This window comes from Amycolatopsis sp. GA6-003, from assembly GCF_046267895.1.
GTDB lineage: Bacteria > Actinomycetota > Actinomycetes > Mycobacteriales > Pseudonocardiaceae > Amycolatopsis.
Window position 1 is genome coordinate 4,044,138 of the sequence record NZ_CP176499.1, and the last position, 17,475, is coordinate 4,061,612.

The window sequence follows — 17,475 nt, forward strand, 5'->3', positions numbered from 1 at the left end:
CGGGTGAGGAGCCCTTCGCCGTTCTCTGGCTCACCTCCGCGTAGTTTCTGTCGGTGCGGTGGGACAGAATGGCGGTATGCCGCAACTGCGCATCGCACTGGCCCAGGTCAACACCACCGTCGGCGACATCGACGGGAACACCGCGCTCACCGTCGAGTGGGCCCGCAAGGCCGCCGAGGCGGGCGCGCACGTCGTCGTGTTCCCGGAGATGTCCCAGACCGGTTACCCGGTCGAGGACCTCACGCTCCGGCGCACGTTCGCCGAAGCGTCCCGGCGTTCGGTGACCGAACTGGCCCGCCGGCTCGACGAGGCGGGCTGCGGCGAGGTGCTCGCGTACGTCGGCTACCTCGACCACGACGAGGTCGGCCCGCGCGACGCCGCGGCCGCGTTGTACCGCGGCGAGGTCGTGGCCCGGCAGTTCAAGCACCACCTGCCGAACTACGGCGTGTTCGACGAGCACCGGTACTTCAAGCCGGGCACCGAGCTTGAGGTGCTGCGGCTGCACGGCGTCGACATCGGCATGGTGATCTGCGAGGACATCTGGCAGGACGGCGGCCCGATCTCCGCGCTGGGCAAGGCCGGGGTCGACCTGGTGGTCGCGCCGAACGCGTCGCCGTACGAACGGTCGAAGGACGAACAGCGGCTGCCGCTGATCGCCCGGCGAGCGGCGGAGGCGGGTGCGCCGCTCGTGTACACGAACCAGGTGGGCGGACAGGACGATCTGGTCTTCGACGGCGACTCGCTGGTGGTCGGCGCGGACGGGACGCTGCTCGCGCGGGCGCCGCAGTTCGTGGAGCACCTGCTGGTGCTGGACCTGGACCTGCCCGCTTCGGGCGCGGCTGCCACGGGCTCGTTCGAGGGCTTGGAAGTGCACCGGCGGGTTTTGAATGACTCGCCGCTGGCTGAGTACTCGCCGCTGGTCGCTCCGACGATCAGCGAACCGCTGTCGGACGAGGCCGAGGTGTGGTCGGCGCTGGTCGTCGGATTGCGCGATTACGTGCACAAGAACGGCTTCTCGACGGTCACTTTCGGCTTCTCCGGCGGAATCGACTCGGCAGTGTGCGCGGCACTCGCGGCGGACGCACTCGGCGGGGACAACGTGTACGGCGTTTCGATGCCGTCGAAGTACTCGTCCTCGCACTCGAGGGACGACGCTTCGGACTTGGCGGAGCGGATCGGTGCCCACTACCGGGTCGAACCGATCGGCGACATGGTCGACGTGTATGTCAACCAGCTGCGGCTGACCGGGCTCGCGGAGGAGAACATCCAGGCGCGGGTGCGCGGAATGCTGCTGATGGCTCTGTCCAATCTGGACGGACACCTGGTGCTGGCGACCGGCAACAAGACCGAACTGGCCGTCGGCTACTCGACCATTTACGGCGACGCGGTCGGAGCGTTCGCGCCGATCAAGGACTTGTTCAAGACGCACGTGTGGCAGCTGGCGCGGTGGCGGAACGAGGAGGCGGTCAAGCGAGGGGAAACGCCGCCGATCCCGGAAAACTCGATCACGAAGCCGCCGTCGGCGGAACTGCGGCCGGACCAGAAGGACTCGGACTCGCTGCCGGATTACGAACTGCTGGACGACATCCTGGACGACTACGTCGAGAACGACCGCGGGTACGTGGACCTGATCGAGGCGGGCTTCGACCCGGAGACGATCGACCGGGTAGTGCGGATGGTCGACCGAGCGGAGTACAAGCGGCGGCAGTACCCGCCGGGCACGAAGATCACGTTCAAGGCATTTGGCCGGGACCGGCGGCTGCCGATGACGAACGGGTGGCGGGAGCGGAAGGCCTGAGCGGGGGTTGTGGCCGCGTTGGTTGAGGGGCGCGGCTGGTGGGGGTGGCCCCGGTCGTTGGGGCTGGGGGCGCGCGGCTGAGGGCTGACCCAGTCGGTGGCGTTGGGGGCGCGCGGCTGGCGGGCGTGGCCCGGTCGGTGGGGCTGGGGGCGCGCGGCTGAGGGCTGGCCCGGTCGGTGGCGCTGGTTGAGGCGCGGTCGGCGAGGTTAGCCGGACAGGTGCGGCTGGGGGTGCCGCGCCGTCGGCGGAGTCAGCCGGACTTGCGCGGCTGGCAGGGTTAACCGCGAGGAACTGCGGCCATGACGCTGCATCTTTGCGGCAGGCACCGTTGCGCGGCTGCCGAAGTCAGCCGCGCAGCCGCAATCGGGTGAGAGTCGCAGCTGGCAAAGGTCTGCCGGACAGGCGCAGCTGACGGGATTAGCCCACGGAACCGCGGCCATGACGCTGCACCTCTGCGGGAGGCACGGTTGGCGAGGTTAGCCACGCAAGCGCGGCCGGTTGAGACGCGCGGCTGGCGGAATCAGCCGGACAGGCGCGGCTGGAATCGGCGAGGAACCGTTGCCGATCTCGTTGACCGTGCGTCACCACCAGGTCGTAGCCGTCGCGCGCCGCCGAGTGCCACCACCAAGCCGTAGCCATCGCGCCGCCGAGCGGGCCACCGCGAGTGCGTGCCCGCGGCGAAGTCGGCTGGGCAAGTCCGGCTGACTGGGATTTCCGGCTCCACAGACCGGTTCTGGCTCCGCTGACTGCTGCACTTCCGGGCTCACCACTGCGGGCGGCGGGGGCTGCAGGGTCGTGTCGTTTTCTCGCCAGTTTCTGTCGGTGCCGGGTCGTACGCTGGGCGGTATGACGGTTGGGTACACGGTGTTCGACACCCCGATCGGTGCGTGCGGCCTCGCCTGGCGGGACGGTGCGGTGATCGGGACCGCGCTTCCGGGCAGTACGGCTGAGCGGACGCGCGCGAACCTCGCGAAACGCTTTCCGGACGCGGTGGAGTCGCCGGTGCCGGAGGAGTTGCGCGTGGTGGTGGAGGATGTCGTCGCCCTGTTGTCGGGTGAGGCTCGCGATTTGCGTGCGGCTCCGCTGGATTACCGGGATGTGCCGGAGTTCAACCGGCGCGCGTACGACGTCGCGCGTGCGATTCCGCCGGGGAAAGTGCTGACGTACGGGGACATCGCACATCAACTGGGTGCGCCGGGCTCCGCGCAGGCTGTCGGGCAGGCGATGGGGAACAACCCGTTTCCGATCATCGTGCCGTGCCACCGGGTTTTGGGCGCGGGCAAGAACACGGGCGGCTTTTCGGCTCCGGGCGGCGTCGAGACCAAACGGCGGATGCTGGTGATCGAGGGAGCGTTTCCGGAGGAGCCGACGCTGTTCTGACAGACCGGCTGCGGGGACCGGTCTGCTCTCGGTTCTTGAACGGAAGGTCTTGGTCCGTCGGGAGTTTGGATGTGCTCGGTCGGATTCCAGCCGCACCCCCAGTGCCGCTGGACGCCAACCGAGCGCACCGAACTCGCCGGGCAACCGAACTCGCCGGGCAAAGGACGCGGGTGGCCGAAGCTGCCCCAGTCGGCAGCTCGCCCCCATCGCTGTCAGTCAACCGACGGCCTCCGTCCGTCCGGCCAAGCCCGCAATCCAGCCAGCCGAACGAACCGGCCGTGCAGTCCGCTCGCCGACCAAGCCACCGATCCGACTGCTGGTCAAGAACGGCTGGCTCGGCGACCGCTCAACCAACACGGCCAGAGCCCGGCACTTAGTCCGCCGAAAGCCCAGTCGGCGCTCGCCGCAGTGCGCCAGCTGGCCGGGTCATTGCTATCCGGAGCGCTCGACAGCCAGCAGTTGCCGGAAAACCAGTCTGGACTGCGCAGCAGCTAACCGAGCGATCGGCCCGGTGCGAAAAGCAGCGTCACTCCCCCGGTTTCCACGGCTTCAGCCACGCCGTCTCCGGCCAGCCTTCTGCCGCGGCTTGCAGGGGCATGGCGGTGGCTCCGTCGATGGACTCGCGGACGATGTCGGCGTGGCCGGCGTGCCGGGCGGTTTCTTCGATCAGGTGCAGCAGCACCCAGCGCACGGACCAGGCCGACGCGTCGTCCGGGAACCAGGGGACGTCCTTCGGGATCGGGACTTCCTGGTTCAGGTCCTCGATCCCCGTGATGACCTCTTCGGTCCTGGCCGCTACCTGGTCGTAGGCGGCGATGACCGACTCCAGCGTTTCGTCCGGGCCCAGGCGGTAGTTTTCCTGGTAGGCCGCCATGCTTTCGGCGAAGGGCTTCGGCTCGATTTTCAGCACCAGGTCGATCCAGCCGCTTTCGGTGGACGACACGTGTTTCAGCAGGCCGCCTACGCTCAGGGCGCTCGCGCTGGGCACGGCGCGCGCCTGGTCGTCGGTCAGGCCGTACGCGGCGATCTTCATCGCCTGCCGCTGTTGTGCCAGGAAACCGAGCAGCCCGCTGCGTTCGTCGGGGGTCGGGGAGAGGTTGCCAGCCATGGTGGCCTCACTTCCGGTGTCTGTTGCTCCGCAGCATCGCACCCGCCACCGACAATTTCCGGCCGCTGACCGGAACGGGAGTCTGCACGACGTACGCGCCGCCGAGCACGATCTCCACCGCGTGCACCACCAGCTGGACCCGGGTGAACACGCCCTCCAGGTGCCCGGCCAGCGTCGACACCACCACCAGCGCCCACGCGATCAGCACGAGCACCAGGCCGCCGACTGCCCAGCCTCGCCAGCCCTCGGGCCACCAGAACACCAAGCTCAGCGCGCCGAGGACGAAGGCCGCGCTGAGCAGGTGCGGGGTCACGACGGTCTCCGGGACCCCGGCGTACACCATCAGCACGATCCCGAACGCCGACACCGAAGCTGACGTCAGCCGCCCGGTCCAGTGCACTGGCGCGAGCCGCATCAGGGCCGGGCCGGTGAGGAAGAAGGCCAGGCCGCCGATGCCCGTCAGGACTGGGAAGACCGGCTGCGCGTAGAACAAATCCCAGACCGGCTGGTCGGTCAGCGACACCCCGGTCTGCATGAAGAACTCCAGCAGCCACGCGGAATAGCCCGCCAAACCCAGTCCGAGCAGGACTATCGAAGCCACCCGCGCAGCATGCACTTGCCCACCCTAAGCGAATCTCTGCGACGAAGTGCCGGATGGTGTCACACCCGTGACTTACCGGAGGTTCCGGACACCGTCCGCTACCACGAACTCACGCACCGAATCCCTGGTGGAGGCTACCGGATCGTGGTTGGCGGACGGCCAATACCGGCCTCTGGGCCGGGGGACCTCGGGGTTTGGACGGGCAGGGTGGGCGGGGCCGGTTGTGGGGCTGGCGTGTGTCGGCAAGTGCCGACATTTGCGGGGCCGGGGGAAGCAGCGGAATTCCGCGGGCGCTGGATTCCGGCTGGCGGCTGGCGGCTGGCGGCTGGCGGCTGGCGGCTGGCGGCTGGCGGCTGGCGGCTGGCGGCTGGCGGCTGGCGGCTGGCGGCTGGCGGCTGGCGGCTGGCGGCTGGCGGCTGGCGGCTGGCGGCTGGCGGCTGGCGGCTGGCGGCTGGCGGCTGGCGGCTGGCGGCTGGCGGCTGGCGGCTGGCGGCTGGCGGCTGGCGGCTGGCGGCTGGCGGGGCCAGATCAGCACTGCGCCCGCGCCGCCGCAACCCCGTTTAACCACGTGGGAGCGAACCCGACCGACAGAGACCAGCCTCCCTGCTAGACGAACAACCGGGAACAGCAACCATCTGCCGAACCGACGACCCGCTCACCATCACCGCCAACCGGTCCACCCCAAGCCCCGACCTGCCCATCGGCAGACGCGAACCCGACCGGCAGAACCCAGCCTCACCCCTGCGGACGAACGAACGGGAACAGCACCGTCTGCCGGATCGACGTCCCGCTCAGCATCATCAGCAGCCGGTCCACCCCCAGCCCCAAACCGCCCGTTGGGGGCATGCCGTGTTCCAGGGCCAGCAGGAAGTCCTCGTCCAGCTCCATCGCCTCGACATCACCGCTCGCCGCGCGCAGCGATTGCGCTTCCAATCGGCGGCGCTGTTCCAGCGGGTCGGTCAGCTCCGTGTACGCGGTTCCGACTTCCGAGCCGAAGGCGATCAGGTCCCAGCGTTCGGCCAGGAGGGGGTCGGTGCGGTGCTGGCGGGTCAGCGGCGAGACTTCGGTGGGGTAGTCCGTATAGAAGGTCGGCAGGACCGTCGAGCCTTCGACCAGGTGCTCGTGTGCCTTCAGGACCAGGTCGCCCGCGCTGGCTTCTTCCGGGGCCGGGACTCCGGCGGCGGCGCACAGTTTTCGCAACGTGGCTATCGGTGTGCCTGAGTCGATCTCCTCGCCAAGGGCATCCGACACGGCTTTGTGCACCGGGATCACGGGCCAGTCGCCGGAGATGTCGTGTTCGACGATGCGGCCGTCGGCGTCGGGGCGTCGCACGATCTGTGCGCCGTACGCTGCTTCGGCGGCGTACTGGATCAGGTCGCGCATCAGGTGGCGCATCGCGTTGTAGTCCGCGTACGCCTGGTACGCCTCCAGCATCGTGAATTCCGGGTTGTGGGTCGCGTCCACGCCCTCGTTGCGGAAGTTGCGGTTCAGCTCGAAAACCCGCTCGACGCCGGCCACGCACAGCCGCTTCAGGTACAGCTCCGGAGCGATGCGCAGGTACATCCGCATGTCGTACGCGTTGATGTGCGTGACGAACGGCCGCGCGTTGGCGCCGCCGTGAATGGTCTGCAGCATTGGGGTTTCGACCTCGAGGAAGTCGCCCTGGTGCAGGCGTTCGCGGACGGCGCGGACGACCGTCGAGCGCAGGCGGAGCATATTCGCGGAGTCCGGGTTCACCGCGAGGTCCAGGTAACGCTGGCGGACGCGCGTCTCCGGGTCGGTCAGGCCCTTTCGCTTGTCCGGCAACGGGTGCAGGCACTTCGCGGTGACGGTCCATTCGTCCACGAGCACCGACAGCTCGCCGCGGCGGGTCGTGATCACCTCGCCGCTCACGCCGACGTGGTCGCCCAGGTCTACGCCCGTGCGCCAGCCGGTCAGGTCGAGGACCTTCGCGTCGAGCATCAGCTGCAGTTCGCCGGAGAAGTCCTTGATCCGCGCGAAACACAGCCCGCCGAGGGTGCGCAGGGCGAGCACCCGGCCGGCCACCCGGACGCGTTTTCCGGTGTGCGAATCCGGTTCCAGACCGGAAAACGCGTGCGCGATGTCGCCGAGGTGGTCTTCGCGGGAGAAGCCGACCGGGTACGGGTCGACCCCGAGTTCCCGCAGTTTGTCCACTTTGGCCACTCGCACGCGGACCTGTTCCGGACGGCGTTTGGCGCGCGGCACGACCTTCGCCGCCTCCTCGTCGATCCGCCGGACCTGGGCGACGAAGTCCTCCCCCACGTTCTCCAGCCGCAGCGAGCGCGCGCGTCCGGTGGGCACGAAGCCTTCCAGCGCGCCCGCGACGATGCCGACCCGCGGGAGCCGGCGCGCCGAGGAGTAGCAGAGGAACCGCGGTTCCCAGTCCGGGCCGTACTTGGCGTTCGAGCGGTACAGCGATTCCAGCTGGAAGAACCGCGACGCGACGCCGAGCACCGCCCGCCACGCGCGCAGCACCGGGCCGGCGCCGATGCGCTCGCCTTCGGAGAACACCGCGCGGAACATCGCGAAGTTCAGCGAGATCCGCTGCGCGCCGATGTGCTGTGCGGCCGCGACGACCTCGGCGACCATGAACTCGTTGAGCCCGTTTTCCGCGTCCCGGTCACGGCGCATCAGGTCGAGCGAAAGACCCCGGCGGCCCCACGGCACGAACGACAGCAGGCCGCGCAGTTCGCCGCGCCCGTCGTACGCCTCGACCATCACGCTGCGGCCGTCGCTCGGGTCGCCGAGGCGGCCGAGCGCCATCGAGAAACCGCGCTCAGTCTCGTCGACGCGCCACTGCTGCGCGCGAGCGAGCAGCTGCACCATCTCGTCTTCGGGGATTTCGCTGTGCCGCCGGACCTGCGCGGTGTACCCGGCGCGCTGAATCCGTTTCACCGCCTGCCGCACGGACTTCCGCTCAGGGCCGGTGAGCGAGAACTCTCGGACGTCGAGGACCGCTTCGTCGCCGATCTGCAGCGCGCGCAGCCCCGCCGCGGCGTACACCTTCGCGCCCTTCTCGCTCGCGCCGAGCACGCCTGGCGTCCAGCCGTACGTACGCGCTTCGTGAAGCCACGCCTGCACCGCGTCCGGCCACGCGTCGGGGTCGCCGATCGGGTCCGCGCTCGCCACTGTGGTGCCAGCGAGCACGCGGTACGTCACCGCGGCGCGGCCGTTGGGCGCGAACATGACGCTCTTGTCGCGACGCGTGGCGAAGTAGCCGAGAGAGTCGTCCTCGCCGAACTCTCCCAGCAGACGGCGCAACTGCAGCTCTTCGTCGTCTGTCCGAATGCGACGGCTGCGTACGCCGCGGAAGAGCGTGTACAGCGCGGCGGTGGACACGAAGGTCGCGCCGAGGTCGAGGACCACGTCGATCCACGCCGGACCTTCGCCGACGCCGATCCGGCGCAGTTGCAAGTTCTCGCCGGTGGCGTGGTTGACCACCCAGGCGAACCGCTCCCACGCGTCGCCAAGGCTGCCCGGGAACACCTCGGTGAGTGCCCAGCCGAGCACGATCACCCCGAGGAACCCGACGAACAGCACAGTGAGCCCGTTCCACCAGGCCCCCGGGGCGAGCCGGGCGGGGAACGCCGGGCGCAGCGACAGCAGGAACACGATCAGCAGGATCGAGATCACGTCGGCGACGGCGAGCGCGCCCACCTGCGTGGGGATGTGCCGCATCTGCCGGGCGTTGAGAGTCAGCAGGTCGGGAGCCCACAGCAGCAGCGCCTGCAGGATCAGCGTGGTCACCAGCCCGGCGACCTGGAACAGCACCAGCACGTACAGCGCGGCCTTCTTGCGCCTGCGCAACGCCGCGCCGAGCACGACGAGCAGCAGCACGATCACCAGGCTCGAACTGGTCGGCACGCTCAGCACGCCGAAGGCCATGTCGATGCCGTTCAGCAGGTGCCCGTGCCGTCCGCCGGCGAGCAGCAGCACGACCGAGAAAAGCGCTGCCAGCTGCACGACAGTGGCCACGAGACCGCCGGCGCGGGCCTTCCAGCCGAGGCTGCGCGAGCGGGCGCTCACTGGGGTTCCCATCGGATCCTTCCTGTGCGGCGCAGCCGCTCCGTTGAGGGAGGGGGTGGGGCGGCAGCCGGGCTTTCTTGCGGCGCACCCGGGTCAGGGGACGCGCCGGACCTTCTCACCACCGGGCGCATATCGGCCCGATGCCTAACAAGACGTCACAGGAAGCAAAACGGTTGTCGCTACCCGGCCGTGTGAAGCTGGTCGCACGACCTTGGGGCCCTCCGGCGCGCGTGTCACGCTGTGTCCGGTACTGACTCCACGACCCGGGGACCTCCGCGAGGCCTCGAGGGAAGGACGGTCGACGACGATGTCTGCCCAGTCTGCCCAACCCGACGGCGCCTCCGGCGAGGTGGCTGCCCCTTACGGAACCGGCCCGGCGACGGGCGCCGGTCCGAGCAAGCCGCGAAAAGTCCGGATTCATCATCTGCGCGAGCTGAAGGACCGCGGCGAACCGTGGCCGATGCTCACCGCTTACGACATGTATACCGCCGAGCTTTTCGACGAAGCAGGCATCCCCGTGCTGCTGGTCGGCGACTCCGCGGCGAACAACGTGTTCGGTTACGACACGTCGCTGCCGGTCACGGTCGACGAACTGCTCCCGCTGGTCCGCTCGGTCACCCGGGCGGTGAAACGGGCGCTCGTGGTGGCCGATCTGCCGTTCGGTTCCTACCAGCTGTCCCCGGAGCAGGCGCTGGCCACGGCTGTGCGGTTCATGAAGGAGGGCCGCGCGCACGCGGTCAAGCTCGAGGGTGGGCACCGGTTCGCGCCGCACGTCGAGGCGCTCACCTCGGCCGGGATCCCGGTGATGGGCCACATCGGCTTCACCCCGCAGAGCGAGCACAACCTCGGCGGCTACCGGGTGCAGGGGCGCGGCGAAGCGGCGGAGAAGCTGCTCGCCGACGCGCTGGCCCTGCAGGAAGCCGGCGCCTTCGCGGTCGTGATGGAGATGGTGCCCGCCGAGGCGGCCAAGCGCGTCACGCACGAGCTGAAGATCCCGACGGTCGGCATCGGGGCCGGTCCGGACTGCGACGCCCAAGTGCTGGTCTGGCAGGACATGGCCGGGCTGCGCCGCGGCAAGGCGCCGCGGTTCGTGAAGCGGTACGCCGACGTCGCCGGGGTGCTGCAGAGCGCCGCGACGGCGTTCGCCGAGGACGTCCGGCGCGGCGAGTTCCCGGCGCCGGAACACGCGTTCCACTGAGCTGCCTCGTGAGTGCTGATCGCGGTTAGAACCGTGATCAGCACTCACGAGCGGCGGAACCGTTCGGCGAGTTCCGGATCGTTTTCCCACCACAATCCCTTCGCCGGGGCCTCGCCCGCCGCTGCCTCCTCGTCCAGTTTCCGGTCGAGCCGTTTCGCCCGTTGCTCGTCGTCGCGCGCCCATCGGAGGAAGAGTGCGCCGACGAACGGCAGCCCGGCGACGTCTCCCCCGATCCACAGCACGCCCGCGCCGATGATCTGGTCGGTGCGCCGGTCCGGTCCCCAGTCGCGGTGCACCGCGTCGTAATGCGCGGGTGCGAGCAGCGGGCCGAGCCACAGCACGAGCCCGAGCGCGCCGTCGAACACCACTTCGGTGAACGAGATCCACACCGACACCAGGTGCGAACCGTGGCGCGGCGTCGGATCGAGCTGTACGCGGCTGTAGAAGTACAGGAAGCCTGCTAGGACAAGCGCGACGCGTACGAGGCCGCCGATGACCGCTGACTCCAGCGAAAGCTCGTACAGCGGCGTGAGGTAGATGAGCAGGAACGGCGCGATCAGCACCACGGTGACGCACAGCGGGAAGGTGATGAACTGCGCGAAGCGACCACGGCCGTGCGTACGCAGCCACGCGGCGAGTGTGGGCGGCGCGGTGCGCATCAGCAGCGTCACGGGTGCGCCGAGCGCGAGCAGTAACGGCGTGACCATCAGGAGCACGGTGTTCTGCGTAGCGCGGACCCAGAACAGTGTCGTGTCGTAGACGCCGAGGAACGAGCACGTCACGAAGACGAGCGTGGCCAGCCCGGCGAGGAACGCCATCGTCCGGCCGGCGGTCCACTCCTGACGGCGAGCGGCCGCGAGGTAGCCGACGCCGAGCGCGAGCGCGACAAGGACGGCCGGGACGTCCAAGGTCCAGGCCGTCAACAACGTCGATCCGCTGAGCGGCGGCAGGTCAGGCACGATTTCGATGCGTTCAGTGTGCACCCGCCGAAATTGCGCCTTACGCCGCCCCCGACACCCCGAAGAAGACCAGACTGCCGATTCCGGCGACCGCGCAATAGATGGCGAAGGGGGTCAAGGTGCGCGTTTCAAAGTATTTCGTCAGAAAACGGACAGAAATGTAGGACGCCACGAAGGCCACCACACTGCCGACCAGAGCCGGGCCGAGCGACGGCTTGTTCTCCGGCGTGAACAGCGTCGGCATCTTCAGCGCACCCGCGGCGAGGATCACCGGGGTCGCCAGCAACCAGGCGAATCGGGCGGCGTCCTCGTGGTCGAGCCCGCGCCGCAGGCCGGCCACCATGGTGATGCCGGAGCGGCTGATTCCGGGCAGCAGAGCCAAAATCTGGGCCGAACCGATGAGCACGGCCTCCTTCACGCTCAGCTTCGACAGCCGGAGGTCAGTGGCCTCTTCGACGGTCACCGCGCGCAGCACCATCGTGTCCTCGGCGCTGAAGTCGATCGTCTCCTCCTCGCGCGCGACCCGCGAGACCTCCGTCTTGGGCTTGCGCGAGAACTTCTCCGCGGCGTAGAGCACCCCGCCGTTGAGGGCAAGGAAGATCGCCGACGGCACCGGTTTGCCGAGGACGTCGCGCAGCAGGCTTTCCAGCAGCAGCCCGGCGATCCCGACCGGGATCGTGGCGAGGATGAGCAGCCACGCGAGCCGCTGGTCGGCCGTGCGGACCTCGCGGCGGCGGATCGACGTCCACAGGCCGGTGACGATGCGCACCCAGTCGCGCCGGAAGAAGAGGATCAGCGCGATCGCGGTGGCGACGTGCATCGCCACCAGCACGGCGAGATACGGCGAATCCTTTCCGATGCTCAGGTCGCGTCCCCAGCTGCCGCCGACGAGCGCGGGCAGCAGGACGCTGTGCCCGAGACTGGACACCGGAAACAATTCCGACACGCCTTGCAAAGCGCCGACGACAATGGACTCGAGGTAGCTGACCGCGGACATTCGCGAAGCCTTTCTTGCCGCAGTTCGGGCATTCCGCGGAAAAGCTACCGAGGTTCGGGTTAACTCCGAGCAAGCCGGGCCGGAACAGAGGCGGGCGACACTTTCCGGCCACCCCTTGTTCACTCTGTTCACATCCATGAACATCAATCATGTACTTGACCAGTGTTCTCCCGATGTCTTAGCGTGAGCGCACGCCGCATCCGAAGTCATCGAGCCTCGACGAGGAGGGTTGGAATGCGCGTCCGCGATCGAGTTCTGGCGGCAACCGCCGGAGCCGCAGTTTTGCTCGCACTCGCCACGCCCGCGGCGTCGGCCGGGACCGTCCCGGTCAAGAACTCCGCCGAGCTGAAGACGGCGCTGGCCTCGGCCAAGCCGGGCACCACGATCCAGCTGGCCGCGAACACCACCTACACCGGCAACTTCAAGGCCGCCGCCAACGGCACCGCGAACGGGCGGATCACCCTCACCGGCCCGCGCAGCGCGGTCGTGCAGGCGTCCGGCGGCCGGACCATCGAGCTGACCGGCAGCTACTGGACGCTGTCCGGGTTCACCGTCACCGGCGGCCAGAAGGGCGTGATGGCGCTCGGCGTCAACCACACGCTGGTCGACGGGCTCAAGGTGACCGGCATCGGCAACGAGGGCATCCACTTCCAGCACGGCAGCAGCGACAACGTCGTGCAGAACTCCGAGATCTCCGACACCGGCAAGGAAAACGGCGGGTTCGGCGAGGGCATCTACTTCGGTTCGGCCAAGAGCAACTGGCCGGACGGGCAGCCCGACCACAGCGATCGCAACAAGGCGATCGGCAACAAGATCGGGCCGAACGTGCGCGCGGAGTCGATCGACGTCAAGGAAGGCACCACCGGCGGCGAACTGCGCGGCAACACCTTCGACGGCACCGGGCAGAGCGGCGAGAACTACGCCGACAGCTGGGTCGACGTGAAGGGCAACGGATACCTGGTCACCGGCAACAAGGGCAGCAAGGTCTTCGTGCACGACGCGACCTACGGCGCGTTCGAGGTCCACGTGCAGCTCGACGGCTGGGGCCGGAACAACACCTTCTCGGACAACACCGCGGACGTGCAGGCGCCCTCGGCCTACGGGTTCTACGTGGTCAAAGCGGCCACCGGGAACAAGGTCTGCGCCAGCAACAAGGTGACGAACGCCGGGAAGGGCTTCGCGAACGTAGCCGCGACACCAGGCTGCTGACCGCGATCACAGACGGGGGCCCGCTCAGCCCGGCGGCGGGGGCGGGCCCCCACCCTTTTCCTCGTGAGTGCTGGCACTCCCGACCCCCACGTGGAGCGGCGGCGCCTGGCTTCGGGAAGAGTGTCCGGCATGGACGAGCTTTACCCGCCGACCCCGGTGCGCGCCGACGGCATGCTGGACGTCGGCGACGGGCACCGGATCTACTGCCAGGAAGCCGGGAACCCGCGCGGCAAACCGGTGGTGGTGCTGCACGGCGGGCCGGGCAGCGGCACCGCCCCGATGACCCGGCGGCACTTCGACCCCGAGGCGTACCGGATCATCCTGTTCGACCAGCGCGGCGCCGGCCGCAGCACGCCCAACGCGGGCGACGACTTGTCGGCGAACACGTTGTGGCACTTGGTCTCCGACATGGAGAAGCTGCGCGAACGGCTGAACATCGAGCGCTGGCAGCTGTTCGGCGGATCATGGGGTTCGACGCTCGCCCTGGCGTACGCGGAAACTCATCCCTCGCGAGTGTCCGAAATGGTCTTGCGCGGCGTTTTCACCGTGCGCCAGCGAGAACTGGACTGGCTTTACCGCGGTGGCGCGGCGAATCTCTTCCCCGCGGAGTGGGACGACTTCCTGGAGCCGCTGAACGAGCAGCAGCGGGAAGATCCGCTCGCCGGGTATGCCGAACTGCTCCATTCTCCGGATCCCGCCGTGCGGGAGCGGGCCGCGATCGCTTGGAGCGTCTGGGAAGGCGCGACGGTGGCATTGCTGCCGCAACAGTCCTTTGTGAACCAATACGCCAATCCGCAGTTCGCGCTGACCTTCGCGCGTCTTGCGGTGCACTACTTCCGGCATGGTGCTTGGCTCGAAGAAGGCCAGCTGATCCGGGACGCGGGGAAGCTCGCCGGAATCCCGGGAGTATTGGTGCAGGGGCGTTATGACGCGGTCTGCCCGCCGATCACGGCGTATCAGCTGCATCGGGCTTGGCCTGGCTCAACGCTGAAACTCACCGAGTCCGCAGGGCACGCTGTCACCGACCCGGGGATTCTCGCCGCTCTCCGCGAGGCGACCGACAGCTTCCGTTGAAAGCGGTGAGGGGAACCCTGATTCCCTCCGGGTTCTCCTCACGCGCCTTTGCCGAGCTAGATCCGGCCGCCGCTGGAGCTGTCGCCGCCGGAAAGCCGCTGTGCCAGGTAAACCGGCACCGTGGAGACGATGATCAGCACCGCCGCGACCACGTTGACCACCGGGGCCTGGTTCGGCCGGAACAGGTTGTTGTAGATCCAGATCGGCAGCGTTTCCATGCCGGTGCCGAGGGTGAACGTCGTCACGATGATCTCGTCGAACGACAGCGCGAACGCGAGCAATCCGCCTGCCAGCAAAGCGGATCGCAGCATCGGGAACGTCACCAGGCGGAACGTCGTCATGCCGTCCGCGCCGAGGTCCATCGACGCCTCTTCGAGATTCCCGCCCATCCGGCGCAACCGGGCGACCACGTTGTTGAACACCACCACGATGCAGAAGGTGGCGTGCGCGACGATCGCCGTCATCAGCCCGAGATCGAGGCCGAAAATCGTCCGGAACGCGTTGTTCAGCGCGATGCCGGTGACGATGCCGGGCAGCGCGATCGGCAGGATCACCAGCAGCGACAACGAGTTCCGGCCGAAGAACCGGTACTTCTGCAACGCGAACGCGGCCATCGTGCCGAGCACCAGGGCGATCGCGGTCGCCGAGAGCCCGGCGACGACGCTGGTCCACAAGGCGTGCAGGGCGCCCTCGTTGGTGATCGCCCGGCCCCACCATTCCAGCGTGAAGCTCTTGGGCGGCCATCCGAACGTGGTGTCGGCGTTCACCGAGTTCAGCAGGACCACCAGCAGCGGGAAATAGATCACCGCGAATCCGGCGCCGAGCGCGGTCCACAACAGCACCCGGGCGGGTTTCGACATCCGCACGGCGGTCTCCTAGAGGTTGTCCAGCGCACCGGTGCGACGCACCGCGGCCAGGTAGACGAGCATGATCACGACCGGAACCGTCGCGACGGTCGCGGCGAACGGCAGGTTGTTGGCCGCGCCGATGTTGTCGTACACGACGTTGCCGAGCATCTGCGAGGTGCCGCCGACGATCTTCACCGCGATGTAGTCGCCGAGCGACAGCGAGAAGGTGAAGATCGAGCCCGCGACGATCGCCGGGAAGGTCAGCGGCAGGATCACCGACCGGAACGTGCGGAACGATTTCGCGCCGAGGTCGCCGGAGGCGTCCACCAGGGACACCGGAAGCCGTTCGAGGCCCGCGTAGATCGGCAGGATCATGTACGGGAGCCAGAGGTAGGACAGCGTGATCACGGTGGCGGTGACGCCGTATCCCGGGCCGGAGAGGCCGAGCGGGTCCAGCAGCCAGTTCAGCACCCCGTTGCCGGACAACAGGGTCCGCCACGCGTACGCCTTCACCAGGTAGCTCGCCCACAGCGGCGTCATCACCATGATCACCAGCACGCGCTGCGCCTTGGGCGACGCGAGTTTGGCCATGGCGAAGGCCATCGGGAACGCGATCACCGCGTCGATCACGGTCACCAGCAGCGCGATGCCGACGGTGCGGAACGTGATCGTGCGATAAACAGAATCACTGAAAAGAGTGACGAAGTTGTCGAAGGACCAGTCGGTGACCACCTTGCCGGTGAAGACGTCGGTGGACCAGAAGGCCGTGATGAAGAGGGCGGCGAGCGCGCCGAGGTAGGCCAGGCCGAGCCAGAGCATCGGAGCGGTGAGGAGAAGGCCGAGGCGCAGCTGGGGTTTGCGGTGGAAGAAAGCCGAGATGCGGTGACTCGGCGGGCTCACGGCGGTCATGTCTTAGCGCTTTCGGGTGCGGAAGGGAGAAAAGCCGAGGGCTGCGGGAACATTGGGGAGGGCCCGCAGCCCCCGGCGGACTCGCGGATGCCGGCGCGGTGGGAACCGGCATCCGCGAGAGTCGATCAACCCTTGATCTCGGTCCAGGCCCGGGTCCAGTCGCCGTAGTCCTTGCACTTGACGTCCGTGCGGCCGTCGAGGCACTGCGGGATCGGCGTGGTCCAGTACTGGATCTTGGCGGCGTACGCGGCGTCGTTGGCGTGGTAGGTGTCGCACAGCGACTTGTCCTTGAACTCCGCGCAGGCCTTGGAGTTCGCCGGGGCCTCGCCGAAGTACTCGGCGACCTGTGCGTTCACCTTCGGGCTGGTGATGTAGTCCATCCACTTGTACGCACACGTCTTGTGCTGCGACTTCGCGGCGACCATCCAGGTGTCCGACCAGCCGGTCGCGCCCTCGCTCGGCACCGTGGCCGCGACCGGCGCGCCCTCGCTCTTCGCGAGGTTCACCGTCACCTGCCAGGCCGTGCCGATCACGCCGTCGCCGCTCTTGAGCGACTGCGTTTCCTTGAGGTAGTCCGACCAGTACTCCTCGACCAGCGGGCGCTGCTTCTTGAGCAGGTCGGTGGCCGCCTTGAACTGCTTGTCGTCCAACGCGTACGGGTTCTTGATGCCCAGGTCAGGCTGGTGCGCCATCAGGTACAGCGCGGCGTCGGCGATGTAGATCGGCGAGTCGTACGCGATGACCTTGCCCTTGTACGGCGACTTCTCGTCGAACATCGGCGACCACGACTTCGGCTCCGGCTGCACCTTGTCGGTGCGGTAGGCCAGGACGTTCGCGCCCCAGCCGTGCGGGATGCCGTAGGCGACGTTGTTGACGCTGTTCCACGACTTGTTCTTGAGGAACGGGTAGATGTCGTTGTAGTTCGGCACGAGCGCGGTGTTGACCGGCTCGACGTCGCCCGAGGCGACCAGCCGCAGCGAGGCGTCGCCGGACGCGGAAACCACGTCGTACTGCCCGGTCTTCATCAGCGTCACGGCCTCGTCGGAGGTGCCGAACGGCTTGACGTTGACCTTGCAGCCGGTCTGCTGCTCGAACGGCGTGACCCAGTTGACCTTCGCGTCGTTCGAGCCGTTTTCCGCGTAGCCGGGCCACGCCAGCACGTTCAGCTGGCCTTCCGGCTGTCCGAGCTGCGTCAGCGCGTTCAGCTTCGGCGGCGTGAAGCCCTGTGCGCCCGGCGCCGACCCCGCTTTGGAGTCGGAGCCCGAGGTGCCGCAGGCGGCGAGCAGGAGGCTCACGCCGCACAGCCCTGCGAGCAGCGTCTTCCTGTTCTTCATAGCGAGAGAAACC

The 17,475-nt window shown here is 68.4% G+C and carries 14 protein-coding genes; 6 read left to right on the plus strand and 8 right to left on the minus strand.

Features of this window, described 5'->3' with window-relative positions:
• Positions 1 to 76: 76 nt before the first annotated feature.
• Entirely contained in the window at positions 77 to 1,798 is a 1,722-nt protein-coding gene (locus F9C12_RS17725) for an NAD+ synthase (protein ID WP_409183080.1), read from the plus strand.
• An 846-nt stretch (positions 1,799 to 2,644) separates the two neighbouring features.
• Positions 2,645 to 3,178 (plus strand): methylated-DNA--[protein]-cysteine S-methyltransferase, encoded by a 534-nt coding sequence (locus F9C12_RS17730; RefSeq protein WP_409183081.1) that lies wholly within the window; start codon positions 2,645 to 2,647, stop codon positions 3,176 to 3,178.
• Between the two features lie 526 nt (positions 3,179 to 3,704).
• Here the strand turns inward: F9C12_RS17730 and F9C12_RS17735 are convergent.
• Together F9C12_RS17735 and F9C12_RS17740 are read right to left on the minus strand one after the other, a co-directional pair.
• Positions 3,705 to 4,286: a DinB family protein gene (locus F9C12_RS17735; protein WP_409466633.1), complete on the minus strand. Its 582-nt coding sequence runs from the start codon at positions 4,284 to 4,286 to the stop codon at positions 3,705 to 3,707.
• Positions 4,287 to 4,293: 7 nt separating this feature from the next.
• Positions 4,294 to 4,887, minus strand: a complete 594-nt coding sequence (locus F9C12_RS17740) for a hypothetical protein (protein WP_409466634.1) — start codon at positions 4,885 to 4,887, stop codon at positions 4,294 to 4,296.
• Between the two features lie 246 nt (positions 4,888 to 5,133).
• Here F9C12_RS17740 and F9C12_RS17745 point away from each other — a divergent pair, with 246 nt between their 5' ends.
• Positions 5,134 to 5,451, plus strand: a complete 318-nt coding sequence (locus F9C12_RS17745; protein ID WP_409466635.1) for a hypothetical protein — start codon at positions 5,134 to 5,136, stop codon at positions 5,449 to 5,451.
• Between the two features lie 171 nt (positions 5,452 to 5,622).
• On the opposite strand, the gene lysX is transcribed toward F9C12_RS17745, so the two are convergent.
• The gene (gene lysX / locus F9C12_RS17750; RefSeq protein ID WP_409466636.1) at positions 5,623 to 8,946 is read right to left on the minus strand and encodes a bifunctional lysylphosphatidylglycerol synthetase/lysine--tRNA ligase LysX; all 3,324 of its coding nucleotides are present in this window, start codon (positions 8,944 to 8,946) and stop codon (positions 5,623 to 5,625) included.
• Positions 8,947 to 9,241: 295 nt separating this feature from the next.
• Here lysX and panB point away from each other — a divergent pair, with 295 nt between their 5' ends.
• A complete protein-coding gene (panB, locus tag F9C12_RS17755; RefSeq protein WP_409183085.1) occupies positions 9,242 to 10,132 on the plus strand; it encodes a 3-methyl-2-oxobutanoate hydroxymethyltransferase in 891 nt (296 codons plus the stop codon).
• Positions 10,133 to 10,176: 44 nt separating this feature from the next.
• Here panB and F9C12_RS17760 read toward each other — a convergent pair whose 3' ends face one another.
• Positions 10,177 to 11,115 carry a cytochrome c oxidase assembly protein gene (locus F9C12_RS17760; protein ID WP_409466637.1) on the minus strand — a complete coding sequence of 313 codons (939 nt, stop codon included), beginning with the start codon at positions 11,113 to 11,115 and terminating at the stop codon, positions 10,177 to 10,179.
• 16 nt (positions 11,116 to 11,131) lie between these two features.
• Entirely contained in the window at positions 11,132 to 12,088 is a 957-nt protein-coding gene (locus tag F9C12_RS17765) for an undecaprenyl-diphosphate phosphatase (RefSeq protein ID WP_409466638.1), read from the minus strand.
• Between the two features lie 234 nt (positions 12,089 to 12,322).
• Between F9C12_RS17765 and F9C12_RS17770 the strand changes: the two genes are divergently transcribed.
• The gene (locus F9C12_RS17770; protein ID WP_409183088.1) at positions 12,323 to 13,297 is read left to right on the plus strand and encodes a right-handed parallel beta-helix repeat-containing protein; all 975 of its coding nucleotides are present in this window, start codon (positions 12,323 to 12,325) and stop codon (positions 13,295 to 13,297) included.
• A gap of 129 nt (positions 13,298 to 13,426) precedes the next feature.
• Positions 13,427 to 14,371 (plus strand): prolyl aminopeptidase, encoded by a 945-nt coding sequence (pip, locus tag F9C12_RS17775; protein ID WP_409466639.1) that lies wholly within the window; start codon positions 13,427 to 13,429, stop codon positions 14,369 to 14,371.
• 56 nt (positions 14,372 to 14,427) lie between these two features.
• Here the strand turns inward: pip and F9C12_RS17780 are convergent, their stop codons facing one another.
• The 3 genes from F9C12_RS17780 to F9C12_RS17790 form a co-directional block, all read right to left on the minus strand.
• A complete protein-coding gene (locus tag F9C12_RS17780; protein WP_409186781.1) occupies positions 14,428 to 15,231 on the minus strand; it encodes an ABC transporter permease in 804 nt (267 codons plus the stop codon).
• 15 nt (positions 15,232 to 15,246) lie between these two features.
• Positions 15,247 to 16,128, minus strand: coding sequence for an ABC transporter permease (locus F9C12_RS17785; protein WP_409183090.1), 882 nt, complete (start codon positions 16,126 to 16,128; stop codon positions 15,247 to 15,249).
• A 125-nt stretch (positions 16,129 to 16,253) separates the two neighbouring features.
• Complete coding sequence (locus tag F9C12_RS17790) at positions 16,254 to 17,462, minus strand: extracellular solute-binding protein (protein WP_409183091.1); 1,209 nt, start codon at positions 17,460 to 17,462, stop codon at positions 16,254 to 16,256.
• Positions 17,463 to 17,475 lie beyond the last annotated feature (13 nt).

Coding starts and splice junctions, on each gene's coding strand:
- F9C12_RS17725 (WP_409183080.1), top strand. CDS start 77: ATGCCGCAACTGCGCATCGCACTGGCCCAGGTCAACACCACCGTCGGC.
- F9C12_RS17730 (WP_409183081.1), top strand. CDS start 2,645: ATGACGGTTGGGTACACGGTGTTCGACACCCCGATCGGTGCGTGCGGC.
- F9C12_RS17735 (WP_409466633.1), bottom strand. CDS start 4,286: ATGGCTGGCAACCTCTCCCCGACCCCCGACGAACGCAGCGGGCTGCTC.
- lysX (WP_409466636.1), bottom strand. CDS start 8,946: ATGGGAACCCCAGTGAGCGCCCGCTCGCGCAGCCTCGGCTGGAAGGCC.
- panB (WP_409183085.1), top strand. CDS start 9,242: ATGTCTGCCCAGTCTGCCCAACCCGACGGCGCCTCCGGCGAGGTGGCT.
- F9C12_RS17765 (WP_409466638.1), bottom strand. CDS start 12,088: ATGTCCGCGGTCAGCTACCTCGAGTCCATTGTCGTCGGCGCTTTGCAA.
- F9C12_RS17770 (WP_409183088.1), top strand. CDS start 12,323: ATGCGCGTCCGCGATCGAGTTCTGGCGGCAACCGCCGGAGCCGCAGTT.
- pip (WP_409466639.1), top strand. CDS start 13,427: ATGGACGAGCTTTACCCGCCGACCCCGGTGCGCGCCGACGGCATGCTG.
- F9C12_RS17780 (WP_409186781.1), bottom strand. CDS start 15,231: ATGTCGAAACCCGCCCGGGTGCTGTTGTGGACCGCGCTCGGCGCCGGA.
- F9C12_RS17785 (WP_409183090.1), bottom strand. CDS start 16,128: ATGACCGCCGTGAGCCCGCCGAGTCACCGCATCTCGGCTTTCTTCCAC.
- F9C12_RS17790 (WP_409183091.1), bottom strand. CDS start 17,462: ATGAAGAACAGGAAGACGCTGCTCGCAGGGCTGTGCGGCGTGAGCCTC.